The 14329-nt window shown below is 33.1% G+C and carries 12 protein-coding genes; 10 read left to right on the top strand and 2 right to left on the bottom strand.

Features of this window, described 5'->3' with window-relative positions; all coding sequences use genetic code 11:
- Positions 1-4: 4 nt before the first annotated feature.
- From ric to ABNT22_RS11125, 5 genes are all read left to right on the top strand, one after another.
- Positions 5-742 (top strand): iron-sulfur cluster repair di-iron protein, encoded by a 738-nt coding sequence (gene ric, locus ABNT22_RS11145; RefSeq protein WP_348718996.1) that lies wholly within the window; start codon positions 5-7, stop codon positions 740-742.
- A gap of 1 nt (position 743) precedes the next feature.
- The gene (gene nrfH / locus ABNT22_RS11140) at positions 744-1340 is read left to right on the top strand and encodes a cytochrome c nitrite reductase small subunit (protein ID WP_348718994.1); all 597 of its coding nucleotides are present in this window, start codon (positions 744-746) and stop codon (positions 1338-1340) included.
- A gap of 8 nt (positions 1341-1348) precedes the next feature.
- The gene (nrfA, locus tag ABNT22_RS11135; protein ID WP_348718993.1) at positions 1349-2842 is read left to right on the top strand and encodes an ammonia-forming cytochrome c nitrite reductase; all 1494 of its coding nucleotides are present in this window, start codon (positions 1349-1351) and stop codon (positions 2840-2842) included.
- A gap of 81 nt (positions 2843-2923) precedes the next feature.
- A complete protein-coding gene (ccsA, locus tag ABNT22_RS11130; protein ID WP_348718992.1) occupies positions 2924-6076 on the top strand; it encodes a cytochrome c biogenesis protein in 3153 nt (1050 codons plus the stop codon).
- The gene (locus ABNT22_RS11125) at positions 6076-7284 is read left to right on the top strand and encodes a hypothetical protein (protein WP_348718990.1); all 1209 of its coding nucleotides are present in this window, start codon (positions 6076-6078) and stop codon (positions 7282-7284) included. The genes ccsA and ABNT22_RS11125 overlap by 1 nt, the downstream gene beginning before the upstream one ends.
- A gap of 47 nt (positions 7285-7331) precedes the next feature.
- On the opposite strand, the gene ABNT22_RS11120 is transcribed toward ABNT22_RS11125, so the two are convergent.
- Both ABNT22_RS11120 and ABNT22_RS11115 read right to left on the bottom strand, forming a co-directional pair.
- Positions 7332-8612, bottom strand: a complete 1281-nt coding sequence (locus tag ABNT22_RS11120; RefSeq protein ID WP_348718989.1) for an acetyl-CoA hydrolase/transferase family protein — start codon at positions 8610-8612, stop codon at positions 7332-7334.
- Between the two features lie 71 nt (positions 8613-8683).
- A complete protein-coding gene (locus tag ABNT22_RS11115) occupies positions 8684-9022 on the bottom strand; it encodes a molybdenum transporter (protein ID WP_348718987.1) in 339 nt (112 codons plus the stop codon).
- A gap of 272 nt (positions 9023-9294) precedes the next feature.
- Between ABNT22_RS11115 and ABNT22_RS11110 the strand changes: the two genes are divergently transcribed.
- Genes ABNT22_RS11110 through ABNT22_RS11090 form a run of 5 tightly spaced genes read left to right on the top strand, consistent with a single transcriptional unit; the run spans position 9295 to position 14325 of the window.
- On the top strand, positions 9295-9534 hold the full coding sequence (locus ABNT22_RS11110) for a hypothetical protein (RefSeq protein WP_348718985.1): 240 nt from the start codon (positions 9295-9297) through the stop codon (positions 9532-9534).
- Between the two features lie 3 nt (positions 9535-9537).
- Complete coding sequence (locus tag ABNT22_RS11105) at positions 9538-11865, top strand: molybdopterin-dependent oxidoreductase (protein ID WP_348721642.1); 2328 nt, start codon at positions 9538-9540, stop codon at positions 11863-11865.
- Positions 11866-11868: 3 nt separating this feature from the next.
- Positions 11869-12558 carry a nitrate reductase cytochrome c-type subunit gene (locus ABNT22_RS11100; RefSeq protein ID WP_348718983.1) on the top strand — a complete coding sequence of 230 codons (690 nt, stop codon included), beginning with the start codon at positions 11869-11871 and terminating at the stop codon, positions 12556-12558.
- Entirely contained in the window at positions 12558-13184 is a 627-nt protein-coding gene (locus tag ABNT22_RS11095) for a cytochrome c3 family protein (protein ID WP_348718981.1), read from the top strand. Before ABNT22_RS11100 ends, ABNT22_RS11095 begins: the two co-directional genes overlap by 1 nt.
- A 7-nt stretch (positions 13185-13191) precedes the next feature.
- Positions 13192-14325, top strand: coding sequence for a 4Fe-4S dicluster domain-containing protein (locus tag ABNT22_RS11090; protein WP_348718979.1), 1134 nt, complete (start codon positions 13192-13194; stop codon positions 14323-14325).
- The last annotated feature ends 4 nt before the right edge of the window (positions 14326-14329 follow it).

The raw sequence follows: 14329 nt of genomic DNA, 5'->3' as shown, positions 1-14329 counted from the left end.
AACTATGGTAACCTCAAGTGATAAAACAGTAGCTGAATATGTTACAGAAAACATTAAAACCGCCCATATTTTTAAAAAGTATGGAATAGATTTTTGTTGTGGAGGAAATGTTTCATTGACTAAGGCTTGTGCTCAGAAGAATGTTGATATCAACGATATTGAAAAAGAGCTCTCTGAAATAGGGGTTGTGAAAGATTTGATCGAAGATTATGATAAGTGGGAGCTAGACTTTTTAATAATCTATATAGAGAATGTACATCATACGTATGTACGAGAAAATTTACCACTAATTTCTCAATACGCAAATAAAGTAGCAAAAGTGCATGAAACTAGACATCCTGAAGTTGTAGAAATCAATAACCTTTTTCATGAAATAGCCAATGAATTAATAATTCATTTAGAAAAAGAGGAACAAGTATTGTTTCCATTTATAAGGCAATTATTCGAAGCAAAAAAACAAGGAACATTAGTTAAGATACCTCCTTTTAATACTGTAAATAACCCAATTCGTATGATGGAATATGAACACGAAAATGCTGGAGATATTTTGAAACAAATAGCGAGTCTAACAAATAATTATACACCTCCTACAGGAGCTTGTAATACGCATAAAGCATTATATGCTAAACTAGAAGAGTTTGAGCAAGATTTACATAAACATATTCATTTAGAAAATAACATTTTACATCGTAAAGCAATTAGCTTAGAAAAAGAGCTACGAGCTTCTCAAAACCAAACATAATTTGAATTTTAATCGCGAAATATTACCAAACAAAAAATCTAGATGGAGAAGGGTCGCTATTATTCTAATTGGAATATTGACTGGTCTAGGTTTTTTCATGGCAAAAGAAGCTTCTTTGGTTTCTTATATGTCAGATGATCCCTTGGCTTGTGTAAACTGTCATGTAATGACACCTATGTATAATAGTTGGATGCATAGTTCGCATAGAGAACAAGCTTCTTGTAACGATTGTCATGTACCTCATGATAATGTGTTTAACAAATATTATTTCAAAGCTAAAGATGGATTGTTTCATGCATCTGTTTTTACCGCGCGTGCAGAACCAGAAGTAATGTTTATGAGAGAAGCATCTCAAGAGGTGGTACAGAATAATTGTATCAGATGTCATGTACAGCAAGTAACTCAAACAAAATATGACGGGTGGCTTGAAGAGCACAAAGAAAATAGAACAGAACGAAAATGTTGGTCTTGTCATCAAGAACTTCCACATGGTACGGTGCATGGAATTTCAACAATAAGAAACAACATTGCTCCAATACCTACAGATAATGTAGAAACAGTAATACCTGAATGGCTTAATGAACAAATAAAAAAGTAACAAAACAAATGAAAAACAAAGTATTATTTATAGTAACAGTGGTAGTCGTTTTTCTCCTCGGATTATTAGCGTCTAGTATAGTAAATAGAAAAAATGAGGCAAAGTATATGTACGTACCTCAGGTAGAAATTAGTGAAAATGAGCCTAGAAATGAAGAATGGGGGAAAAATTTTCCAGCGGAGTATCAATCGTTTTTACAAACCGAGAAAAGTGATTTTGAATCTTTTCAAGGAGGATCAAAAATGAGAGATATGTTAGAAGAAGATACTCGTTTGGTGGTGCTTTGGGCAGGTTATGGATTTGCTAAAGATTATAATCAAGGGCGCGGACATCAACATGCAGTTACTGATTTACAAAATACATTGAGAACTGGAGGTCCTAAAGGTAAAGGAGATGGGCCAATGCCAGCTACTTGTTGGACTTGTAAAAGCCCTGATGTTCCAAGGATGATGAATGAAATTGGTATTACTGAATTCTACAAAGGAAAATGGGCTGATAAGGGACATGAAGTAGTAAACCCAATTGGATGTGCCGATTGTCACGATGCTAAAACAATGAAGCTGACAATAACAAGACCAGCATTGGTTGAAGCTTTTGAAGCTATGGGTAAAGATATCAACAAAGCTACTCATCAAGAAATGCGCTCTTTGGTTTGTGCTCAATGTCATGTCGAATATTATTTTGATAAAACAAAGCAAGGAAAAGAAGGTGTTCCTTATTTAACATTTCCTTGGAAAAATGGAATGTCGGTAGAGGCAATGGAAAAATATTACGATGACATAAACTTTAAAGATTGGACTCATAAGTTAAGTAAAGCACCAATGTTAAAAGCGCAACATCCTGGATATGAGACTTATTTAACTGGAGTACATGCAGATAGAGGAGTGTCATGCGCTGATTGTCATATGCCATATAAAAGTGAAGGAGGTCAGAAATTTACAGATCACCATATACAGTCTCCTATGAATAATGTTGCTAATTCTTGTCAGGTTTGTCATAGAGAAGATGCAGATAAGTTAAAAGCAAACGTTTATGAACGTCAACAAAAATCTACGGAGGCAAGATTAAAATTAGAGGATGCGTTGGTTAGAATGCATGTAGAGGCAAAGAAGTGTTGGGATTTAGGAGCAACCGAAGAGCAGATGAAAGATATATTAATGGATATTCGTCATGCACAATGGCGTTGGGACTATGCGGCAGCGGCGCATGGAGCCTCTTTTCATTCACCTGTTGAAACAGGAAGAGTTATTGCTAGCGGTCTAGATAAGGCTTCTGAAGGACGTGTAAAATTAGCTCGTTTATTAGCTGATTTAGGATATAATAAACCCGTTGAAATGCCAGACATTTCTACCAAAGAGAAGGCACAAAAGTATATAGGGTTAGATATAGAAGAACTACATAAAGAAAAGGAAGAGTTTAAGAATAATTTACTTCCGAAATGGTTAGAAGAAGCAAAACAAAGAGAAGCCAATTATGGGAGTAAAAAAGCTTCTTTGAATTAATTACCCCTTAAGTATGAACACTTGAAAAGATAATTTTTAGAGAATAAACTTTAAAAATTATCTTTTTTAAATAGTAAACGTATGCAAAAACTATATAAATTTTTATCATCATCTTCGCTTGCCCTAATTTTGTTACTCATATTTGGATTTGCTATGGCTATAGCAACCTTTGTAGAAAATGATTATGGTACGGCTGTTGCTTGGGCTAGTGTTTATGATGCTTGGTGGTTTGAAGTAGTAATGTTGGGTTTGGCAATAAGTTTCTTTTTGCATATTTTCAAATATAACTTACTAGCCAAGCGTAAATGGGCAATTTTTCTTTTTCATATCGCATTCGTCATTGTTTTATTGGGGGCTGGTATAACTCGATATACTTCTTTTAGTGGGATTATGCGAATCAGAGAAGGAGCTTCTTCGAATGTCATTATATCTGATACTAAGTTGTTAACGGCTACTTTTACAAAAGGAAAATTAAGTAAAAAGATTCAAAAGAAACTTAGTTTTTCTCCTTTAGAGGACAATCAATTCGAGTTTAGCGAAAATTTAGAAAATCTTCCTGTATCAATTTCGTTTAAGCAATATGTCGCTGATGCTTCCCCAGAAGTAATTACAGATAATGTTAATGGAGAACCATTGCTTAAAATGGTTACAACTACTGGGAATGGAAGGAATACAGTATATTTAAAGAAAGGTGAGATTGAAAGGGTAGGAGAACATCAGCATGAAGTTGGTTTTGAAGCAGAAAGAGAAGGAATTATTAAAATCATAGAGGAAAATGGAACGTTTAAAATAAAAGCACCTCATCCCATAGATTTTTTTATCATGTCCAGTCAGCAGGCCGGTAGAATAAAAAAGGATACGGTACAAGAAATAGCTCTAAAAACCTTATTTAGATCGGGAGATTTTTCTTTTGTTCCTACATCTTATCATCCCAAAGGAAAATTTAAGTTAATAAGCACAATAAAAGATAAAACTGATAACGAATCAGCTTTAGATGATGCTTTAATAGTTAACGTTCGTGTTGGTAAAGAAATACAAGAGGTAAATTTATTATACAGAGAAGGTTTTCTCCCCATTAAACATCAGGTCGATTTTAAGGATGGAACAGAGGTAATATTGTCTTATGGAGCAGGAGCCATACAAACTCCATTTTCAATAAAGTTAAACGATTTTCAATTAGAAAGGTATCCTGGTTCTTCAAGTCCATCAGCATATGCAAGTGAAGTTACTGTTATTGATTCTAAAGAAACTTTTGATTATAGGATTTTTATGAATAATGTATTAGATTATAAAGGATTTCGTTTTTTTCAAGCAAGTTACGATACTGATGAGCTAGGAACAGTATTGTCTGTAAATCATGATTTTATAGGAACTTGGGTTACTTATCTCGGTTATTTTTTAATGGGAATTGGAATGCTTTTTACTTTTTTTGGAAAAGCTTCACGTTTCCAACAGATTAATAAAAAGTTAAAGAAATTAAAAACGAAAACCGCAATAACAATACTCTTTTTTACGATTGGCGCTTCAACATTTGCTAATGTTAAGCAAGACTCGATTCCAGAGAAAATTACGATAGAAAAATTAGTTTCTTCTTTAGAAATAGATGAACAACAATCAGAAATATTTGGACGCTTATTAGTACAAGATTTAGATGGACGAATCAAACCTATCAATACGTTAGCTTCAGAATGTATTCGAAAAATATCTCGTAAATCAAACTTCAAGTATCCAATTAATAATAAGATAGTACAGCTTGATGTAAATCAAGTATTCTTAGGGATGCATATGGTGCCTCAAATATGGCAGCGAATTCCTATAATAAAAGTCGACACAGATAAAATTGGTAGTATATTAAAGAATATACCTGAAGGTAAAAACGGGTTGTATGCTTTTATTAGTTTTTTAGATAAAGAAGGAAACTATTTGTTGTCAAACGAAGTTGAAAATGCAAATAAGAAGAAACCAGCTGAACGTAATGAGTTTGATAAAGAAGTTTTAAAGATTGATGAGCGTTTTAATATTTTATACAATCTATTTACAGGAAACTATTTGAAGATTTTTCCGAAGAAAGGAGATGAGAATAATACTTGGTATAGTTACAATTATCATTTTAAAGACTTTACCGAGGAAGATGGACGTTTTGCACAAACAATTTTACCAAGCTATTTTAAGAGTTTAGGTCAAAATGATTTCAAAGAAGCGCTTCAAAAAATAGCGTATATCAAAAAGTATCAAGAAGTTTTATCAGCTGATATTATTCCCACAGCTGGTAGAGTAGAAGCTGAACTATGGTATAATAGGGCGAACATTAACTTTTGGTTGTTTCAGGTGTTTTTTGTGGTAGGACTGTTACTTTTAGTTTTGGCAATTATAAAGATGTTTATACAAAAAAAGTTAATAAACTTTTTTTGGAATACCTTAATTCTAATCACTTTAATAGCATTCTTACTATTTACATTTAATATCATTTTAAGATGGTATATAGCACAACATGCCCCATGGAGTAATGGGTATGAAATGTTGATTTTTGTAGCATGGTGTTTGTTGTTAAGTGGATTGATAACTTTTAGAAAATCAGACTTTGCATTACCTCTAGCTACGTTGTTTACAGGAGCTTTACTATTTGTAAGTTATTTAGATTGGTTAAATCCAGAGATTACAAACTTAATGCCCGTACTAAAATCGTATTGGTTAAAAATTCATGTAGCCACTATTGTTAGTAGTTATGCCCCATTAGCACTATCAGCAGTTTTAGGAATTATGGCATTGTTACTCATGCTATTCAAAACAACAAATAACAAATCTATTATAGAATTAAAGGTTAAGGAGCTTAGTTATATTAATGAATTATCAATGACCATTGGCTTGTTTACATTATCAATAGGAACTTTTTTAGGTGGTATATGGGCAAATGAAAGTTGGGGACGTTATTGGGCATGGGATCCAAAGGAAACTTGGGCCTTAATTAGTATAATCGTATATGCTATTGTATTGCACTTACGATTTGTACCAAAACTCAATAACTTTCTTGTGTTAAATACCGCAAGTATGTTTGCGTTTTGGTCTATAATAATGACTTCTTTTGGGGTAAATTATTATTTATCAGGGTTGCATAGTTATGCTTCAGGTGATCCTATTCCAATCCCTAGTTTTGTATATATTGTTTTTTGTAGTATGATTTTACTTACTATTGTAGTGATGTATAAACGAAAAGTTGTGCGTAAAAAATTATAATGAGTATTCTTAAGAAACATAGTGCAATAGCATTGAGTTATTTTTTGATAATAACATTATTAGGAGTGTTATTACGCTGTTTTTCAATAGTAGAAATTGACTTTAATTATCGTCATATTGTACATGCACACTCGCATGTAGCACTTTTAGGTTGGGTATATACGGCATTCATGATTTTAATATACGAGCTGTATTTTAAAAAGGCGAATATAGAGAGAAAGTACCTTAGAGTTTTTTGGTGTACGCAAATAACAATTGTAGGAATGCTTTTTACTTTTCCATTTACTGGTTATGCATTGTTCTCTATAGTTTTTTCAAGTTTGTTTATCATAGCTTCTTATTTTTTTGGTTATTTAGTTTTTAAGTTTACTCCAAAAGAATTAAAAAAGACAAACTCTTATAAATGCGTTCAATTGGCATTGTGGTATATGATTATTTCAAGTGTTGGACCATGGGCTTTAGGAATAATAATGAATACCCTCGGAGAAAACTCTAGTTGGTATAGAAATGCAATCTATTTTTATTTGCACTTTCAATACAACGGATGGTTTATACTTGGCTTAGTAGGTTTGTTGCTAAGAGTTTTTGAATTAAAAGGTCTTAATATTCCACAAAAAGTGTTTAAACCTTTCTTTTTACTTTTTAATATTGGAATTATAGTTACTTTTTTAATATCCATTTTATGGATGAAATTAAGTTATGTAATTAATGTAATTGCAGGTATAGGAGGACTATTTCAAATAATAGCTTTTACAATTCTACTAAAAGAGATACATAGAGAGAAAGAACAGCTATTTAATACCGTTTCGAATGTTTTAGTACTTGTATTTAAAACGGTTGTAATACTATTCTTTATAAAATTAACAATGCAAATAATTGGTGTGGTACCCTATGTAGCTCGGGGTGTTTCTTCTTATATAGATTTTGTTATAGGTTATATACACTGGATGTTTTTGGGAATTGTAAGTTTAGGGCTTTTAGGAATTTTACATGAGTTTAATCTAATTTGTTTATCAAAAAGGGAAGTATTTATTTATGTTATAGCTTTTATTATTATAGAAGTTCTAATCTTTTATAAGGGATTTTCTAGTTGGAGGAATATTGATGTTGGGTATTATCTTAATCATTACTTATTTGTTGGAAGTATTTTGTTTTTAATACCTATTGGCATTGTTTTTTTTAAAACTTTAAAAGTAAAAGCTCCATAATCAAAAATGATGTATGGAGCTTTATAATAAAATGGAAACAAAGGAAATTATAAAGAGAATCTTTTAGCAGCTTCTCGTTCTAATTCTTCTCTGAAATTTGGATGTGCAATAGATATTAAGGCTTTTGCACGTTGTTTTAAACTTTTACCAAATAGATTTACTACACCGTATTCTGTTGCAACATAATGTACATGTGCTCTTGTTGTAGTAACGCCAGCACCTTCTTTTAGGAAAGGAGTAATCTTAGAAATACCCTTCGGAGTCATAGATGGCATGGCAATAATAGCCTTCCCTTCTTTGGATAAAGAGGCTCCACGAATAAAATCCATTTGACCACCTACACCGGAATATTGATATTTACCAATAGTATCTGCACAAACTTGTCCTGTTAAATCAATTTCAATAGCACTATTAATAGCGGTTACTTTTGGATTTAACTTTATAATAGAAGTATCATTAGTATATCCGGCTTCTTTAAAATGTACAAGTGGATTGTCATCGATAAAATCATATAGTTTTTGAGAACCTACAGCAAAACAGGTTACAATTTTACCTGTTTTGATTTCTTTTTCTTCACCAGTAATGATTCCTTTTTCTACTAAAGGAAGTATACCATCAGAAAACATTTCTGTATGAATTCCCAATCGTTTATGATTGGTTAAATTATGTAATACTGCATTTGGAATATTACCAATACCCATTTGTAAAGTAGCTCCATCATCAATTAACTCAGCTACGTGCTTTCCTATTTGTGATTCTATTTCAGAAGGGGTTCCTGTAATAGATTCATGAATAGGTGAATTTACTTCAACAGCATAATCAATATTTTTTATATGAATAATACCATCACCATGTGTTCTTGGAACATTTGGATTTATTTGAGCAACTACTACTTTTGCTGTTTGTATAGCTGGGAGGGTAATATCAACAGAAACTCCTAAAGAACAATATCCATGCTTATCGGGTGGAGAAACTTGAATGAAAGCAACATCTAAAGGATATATTCCTCTTCTAAAAAGCCAATGTATTTCACTTAAAAAGATAGGAACATAATCCCCATTATTCGTATTTACTCCTTTTCTAACGTTGTTTCCTACAAAACAGCTAATCAGTTTAAAGGAATTAGAATAAGGAGCTTCTAAGTATTTTGCTTGCCCGTGTGTATGAATTTGAATGATTTCAACATTGGTAAGATCTTCGTATCGTTCACATAAATTATCAATTAATACATTAGGAGTCATTGCAGCTCCTTGAAAGAAAATTTTATCATTAGATTTTACAATTGATACTGCTTCTTTAGCCGAAACAATCTTTAAATCATTTGCCATTACTTCTTGTTTATAATTTTATACAAAGGTCTAGCCTTATGCAATATTATTACATGATATAAGTCATGAAACTAAATTTCTAAGAATATTTTCTCTGTTTGTTTATCGAAAAACTTCCAAGACTTATCAGTAATTGTTTCAAAGAGATGAATGAGTTGTTTTCCATAGGAGGTAATTGTGGTACCACCTCCACCAGATCCACCGGTACTTTTAATAACTACAGGCTCTTTGGCTTTTTTATTAACCGAATCAATCAGATTCCAAGCTTTTTTATATGACATATTTAACTCTTTAGCCGATCTAGATAAAGACTTGGTTCTTTCTATAGATTTTAAAAGTTGTATTCTTCCTTCTCCTAAAAACATTTGTCCATCAATTTCTACCCAAATTCTACTTTTAATTTTATACATAATATCCGTGTTAATGATTGAAATGAAATTAGGGTTGTATGGTCTGATTAATCATGATATTTATCAGTTGAGGGTTATTTATAATCATAATAAATTAGTTTTTACATGAAGTGCTTTAAAAGACTGCAAAACCTTGATACTAATGGGGAAAGTATGAAAACGCTATTTCTTTAAAAATATAACGCATTGATTTTTAGGTTGTTTATGATAAATATCATGTTGTTTGTGTTTGTCTTTTTCTTAATTTGATACAAATTATTACATGTATTTATATGCCTATTAAAAGTTACTTAGCACATCCATATAAAGGAAAAAAGAATGAGCTCATTAATGAGTTGTCTTCAATTAAAGAATGTGAAGTAATACCTGCAGAAAATAAAGATATTCTTGTGGTTGTTACAGAGACCGATACTAAGGCGGACGAAGACATTTTGAAACAAAGATTGGAAACTATAAAAAGCTTAAAATTATTAGCGATGGTTTCTGGATTTAATACACCTAAAAAACACTAGCCCATGTATACTTCAACAACAAACAGAAGAAGTTTTATAAAGAAAATGGCTATGCTTTCAGCGATGACAGCAGCAGCTACGATGTTTCCAGGAATTATGTTTGCTGGAGAGCAAGAAAGAAACTTACCAAAAGGAGGAAATTTGGATTGGAAAAAAGCACCTTGTAGATTTTGTGGAGTTGGGTGCGGTGTATTGGTAGGTGTAGAAGATGGCAAAGCAGTAGCTGTTAAGGGAGATCCAAAATCTAGTGTAAATAAAGGTTTATGCTGTGTTAAAGGGTACCACTCAGTAATGTCTATGTATGGTAAAGATCGTTTAACAAAACCTTGGGTAAAGAAGAATGGAAGGTATGTTGAAACTTCTATGGAAGAAGCTTTAGATTTAATAGCTTCAAAAATGAAGGAAACGATCAAAGACCATGGTAAAGATGCTGTATCCATTTATGGTTCTGGTCAATGGACAATTCCAGACGGTTATGTGGCTTCTAAATTTTTTAAAGGATGTATTGGAACTAACAATGTAGAGGCAAATGCTCGTTTATGTATGGCAAGTGCTGTTACAGGATTCTTAACATCTTTTGGAATGGATGAGCCTATGGGGTGTTATGAAGATATAGATCATGCAGATGTATTCTTTTTATGGGGAAATAATATGGCAGAAATGCACCCAGTATTATTCTCTCGTTTGTTAGATCAACGATTAAAGAGAGGTGTAAAAATTATCGATTTTGCTACACGTACAACACGTACTAGTATGGCGGCAGATAAATCTATCATATTTAAACCTCAAACAGATTTAGCCGTTGCAAATGCTATATGTTATGAGATTATAAAAAATGGTTGGGTAAATCAATCCTTTGTAGAGAAACATTGTAACTTCAAGAAAGGATTAACCAACATGGGCTATGGATTAGAGGATAACTATAAATTCAAAGACAAACCATCAGGCATAAGTTTTGACGAGTTTAAAAACTTCCTAGAAGATTATACACCAGAGAAAGTAGAACAGATATCGGGAGTTTCTGCTAAGGATATTAAATATATGGCGGCCTATTATGGGGATCCAAATAAGAAAGTAATGTCTTTGTGGTGTATGGGAGTAAATCAGCATTCAAGAGGAACTTGGATGAACAACTTAATCTATAATATCCATTTATTAACTGGAAAAATTTCAACACCTGGAAATAGTCCATTCTCTTTAACTGGACAACCATCAGCTTGTGGTACTGTAAGAGAAGTAGGAACATTAACACATAAATTACCAAAAGGAGTGGTAATGAATCCGAAGCATCGTGAGTTTGCAGCAAAAATTTGGGATGTTCCTGTAGAGAATATTGCACCAAAACCAACGTATCATACGGTAGAAATGTTTAGGGCATTAGATCGTGGAGATATCAAATTTATGTGGATTCAAGTAACCAATCCAATGGTAACAATGCCTAAGTTGAAACGTTACCGAGATGGAGCAAAGAAAAAAGGACGTTTTATCGTGGTTTCAGATATTTATCCAACACCAACTACAGATATAGCTGATGTAATTTTACCATCAGCAATGTGGGTAGAACGTGAGGGAATGTATGGGAATTCTGAAAGAAGAACACAATACTTTGAACAAATGGTACAACCTCCAGGGGAAGCCATGAGTGATACTTGGCAATTGATTGAGGTAGCAAAACGTATGGGGTATGAAAAGCAGTTTTACTACAAGCCAGAGACCCATATTGAAGAGATCTATACAGAGTACCGCAAGTTCCATAAAGGAAAAAAACATAATATGGCTCCATTAGAAGTATTAAAAGAGCAGTCTGGAGCTATTTGGCCTTATGTAGAAGGAAAATCTACTCAATGGCGATTTAATGCTAAATATGATCCAGCTTGTAGTAATGGAGAAGAATTTCATTTTTATGGGAAACCAGATGGAAAGGCTATTATTTGGCAACGTCCTTATGAACCTGCAGCTGAAGAACCAGATAATGAATATCCATACTGGTTAAATACTGGGCGTGTAGTTGAGCACTGGCATACAGGGTCTATGACTAGAAGAATTCCTGTGTTACACAGAGCCATGCCACATGCCTATGTTGAGTTAAATCCGGAAGATGCAAAACGTATGCAAATTAGAAACGGAGACAAAGTGAAATTAACTACACGTAGGGGAGAGATTATTTTACCAGCATCGGTAAATGAAAGAGGGGTACCAGAACCGATGCAAGTATTTGTTCCTTTCTTTGATGAAAACATGTTGATTAATGATATCACGCTAGATTCTTTTTGTCCTATATCAAAAGAGCCAGATTATAAGAAGTGTGCGGTTAAAGTTGAAAAAGCCTAAGTTATGAGAAAACGATTAGGTATAATATCACTGTTTATTGTCTTGTTTGTAGCATTTATTACCATATGGAATTATAGTTACTATACAGGACAAGAGGAAGCATATGTTCCAATAGAAAATAATAGACCCATCCCAATTATTCCTTCTGAGTCTGGGGTTTTTGAGCGCTCAAAGCATGCCTTAGATTATACAAAGATGCCTATTGATGAAAAACATCAACGTAGCATGAAAAACTATTATGATAATAGAGCTTTTCATGGAGCACCACCTAGTATTCCACATGAAGTAAATAGTGAACGCGATATGGGAGACAATAGTTGTTTAAAGTGTCATGAAAATGGTGGATATGTGGAAAAATACAAAGCATATACTCCTGTTACGCCACATCCAGAAAAGATTAACTGTCGTCAGTGTCATGTTCCTAAGAAAACAAATTCTTTATTTAAGGAAACAAATTTCAAGAGAGGTACAACTCCAGTTGCAGGAATAAACAATGCATTGGCAGGGAGTCCACCTGTAATTCCGCATCAATTACAATTGAGAGAAAACTGTTTGGCTTGTCATGCAGGACCGAGCGCCCCTAAAGAAATTAGAGTTTCACATCCAGAACGAGTTAATTGTCGTCAATGTCACGTACCTAATAACAAGGTTACTGTAGATGTTGGAGACTTCATGAGAAAAATTGGGAACTAATGAAGAATACTACAACTATTAAACAAACAGGCTACCTTATTCTATTATTACTACTTAGTATTTCTTGTAAGCATAAGGAACATGAATATCATAGTATAACAGATAAAATAGAAGCAGAAAGTAAACATTATAAAGGAACCTCTATTTCATCAGATAAATACATTGATGGCATGAATATGATTGAAGTAAGCGAAAATGAGATCACTTTTTTAATTCCAACAAGAAAAGATAAAATAAAATCTTATAAGTGTACGGAATGTCATACACAGCCTTTGGCTAAAATGCAAACAAAAGATATAAAGAAGGCACATTGGAATATTAAACTAAATCATGCTGAATCTACAACAATGAATTGTATCACTTGTCATAATAGTGCTAATATGGATGAGTTGCGAAGTATTACAGGGCATGGAGTAGATTTTAATAAGAGTTATAAATTATGTAGTCAATGTCATCAACAACAATATAAAGACTGGACAGGAGGAGCACATGGAAAGCGTATTAAAAGTTGGGCACCACCGCGAGCTTCTTTAACCTGTGTGAATTGTCATAATCCACATTCACCAAGTTTTGAAACGAAATGGCCAGCAAGATTCAATACACAAAAAATTAAGGAACGTAAATAATTTAGGCATGAGCAATAACAATAAAAAATGGTTTACTCTAAACCTAAATAGTAAGCATAAACAAACAAGCGGTTCATGTAATTCTTGTGAATGCGGAAAAAATGGAAGCTGCAATTCAGATAAGAAAAATGAAGCGTTAACAGAGAAAGAGTTTTACGATGCTGCCGTAAAGGCATCTATTGGAGAAGAACGACATAAAGATGGATTTGATCAAGTGTTTGATGTACAAATGGACAGACGTTCAGCTTTTAAAAAGTTAACGGCAAGTTTATTAATAGGAGCAGGAGCAGTATCATCTTGTACAAGTGTAGTTTCGAGCGAAACATCAAAAGAAAAAGCCCAAATAGATTGGGAGGAACAGTTTAAAGGAAACTATAAACTCATGACCAATGAAGAGAAACAGGCAACGGTAGATAGGTTGGTACGTTCATACCAACTAAGAACGGGTAAAACCATCAATATGTCTTCTAAAAATGCTGAAGACGATGTATTGTTTGGGTATGCTTTTAACATTTCTAAATGTCAGGGATATATGGATTGTGTGAGTGCTTGTGTAGAAGAAAATAATCAAGATAGAAATTCGCAAATGCAATATATCCGTATTCATGAAATGAAAGACGGTAAAGGTTTCAATTTTAATGAAGCGGATGATAATTACTACCATGAAGTACCTGCAGAAGGTCATTTTTATATGGGAACTCAATGTTTTCACTGTGATAACCCTCCATGTGTTGAGGTATGTCCTGTACAAGCTACATGGAGAGAAAAGGATGGGTTAGTAGTAGTAGATTATGATTGGTGTGTTGGATGTAGGTATTGTATGGCTGCATGTCCATATGATGGACGAAGATTTAACTGGAGTAAACCTGAAGTTCCTGAAGAAGAAATCAATAAAAATCAACATTATTTAGGAAACCGTTTACGTAAAAAAGGTGTGATGGAGAAGTGTACTTTTTGTGTACAACGTTCAAGAGCTGGTAAAAATCCAGCATGTGTAGAAGCTTGCCCAACTGGAGCTAGAATTTTTGGCAATCTATTAGACCCTAATAGTACGATTAGATGGGTTTTAGAAAACAAAAAAGTATTCCGATTAAAAGAAGACTTGGGAACAGAACCAAAGTTTTGGTATTTCATGGATTAAAATA

It is taken from the genome of Tenacibaculum sp. 190130A14a, from assembly GCF_964048965.1.
GTDB classification, from domain to species: Bacteria; Bacteroidota; Bacteroidia; order Flavobacteriales; family Flavobacteriaceae; genus Polaribacter; species Polaribacter polynesiense.
This window is presented reverse-complemented; position numbering and strand designations above follow the sequence as displayed.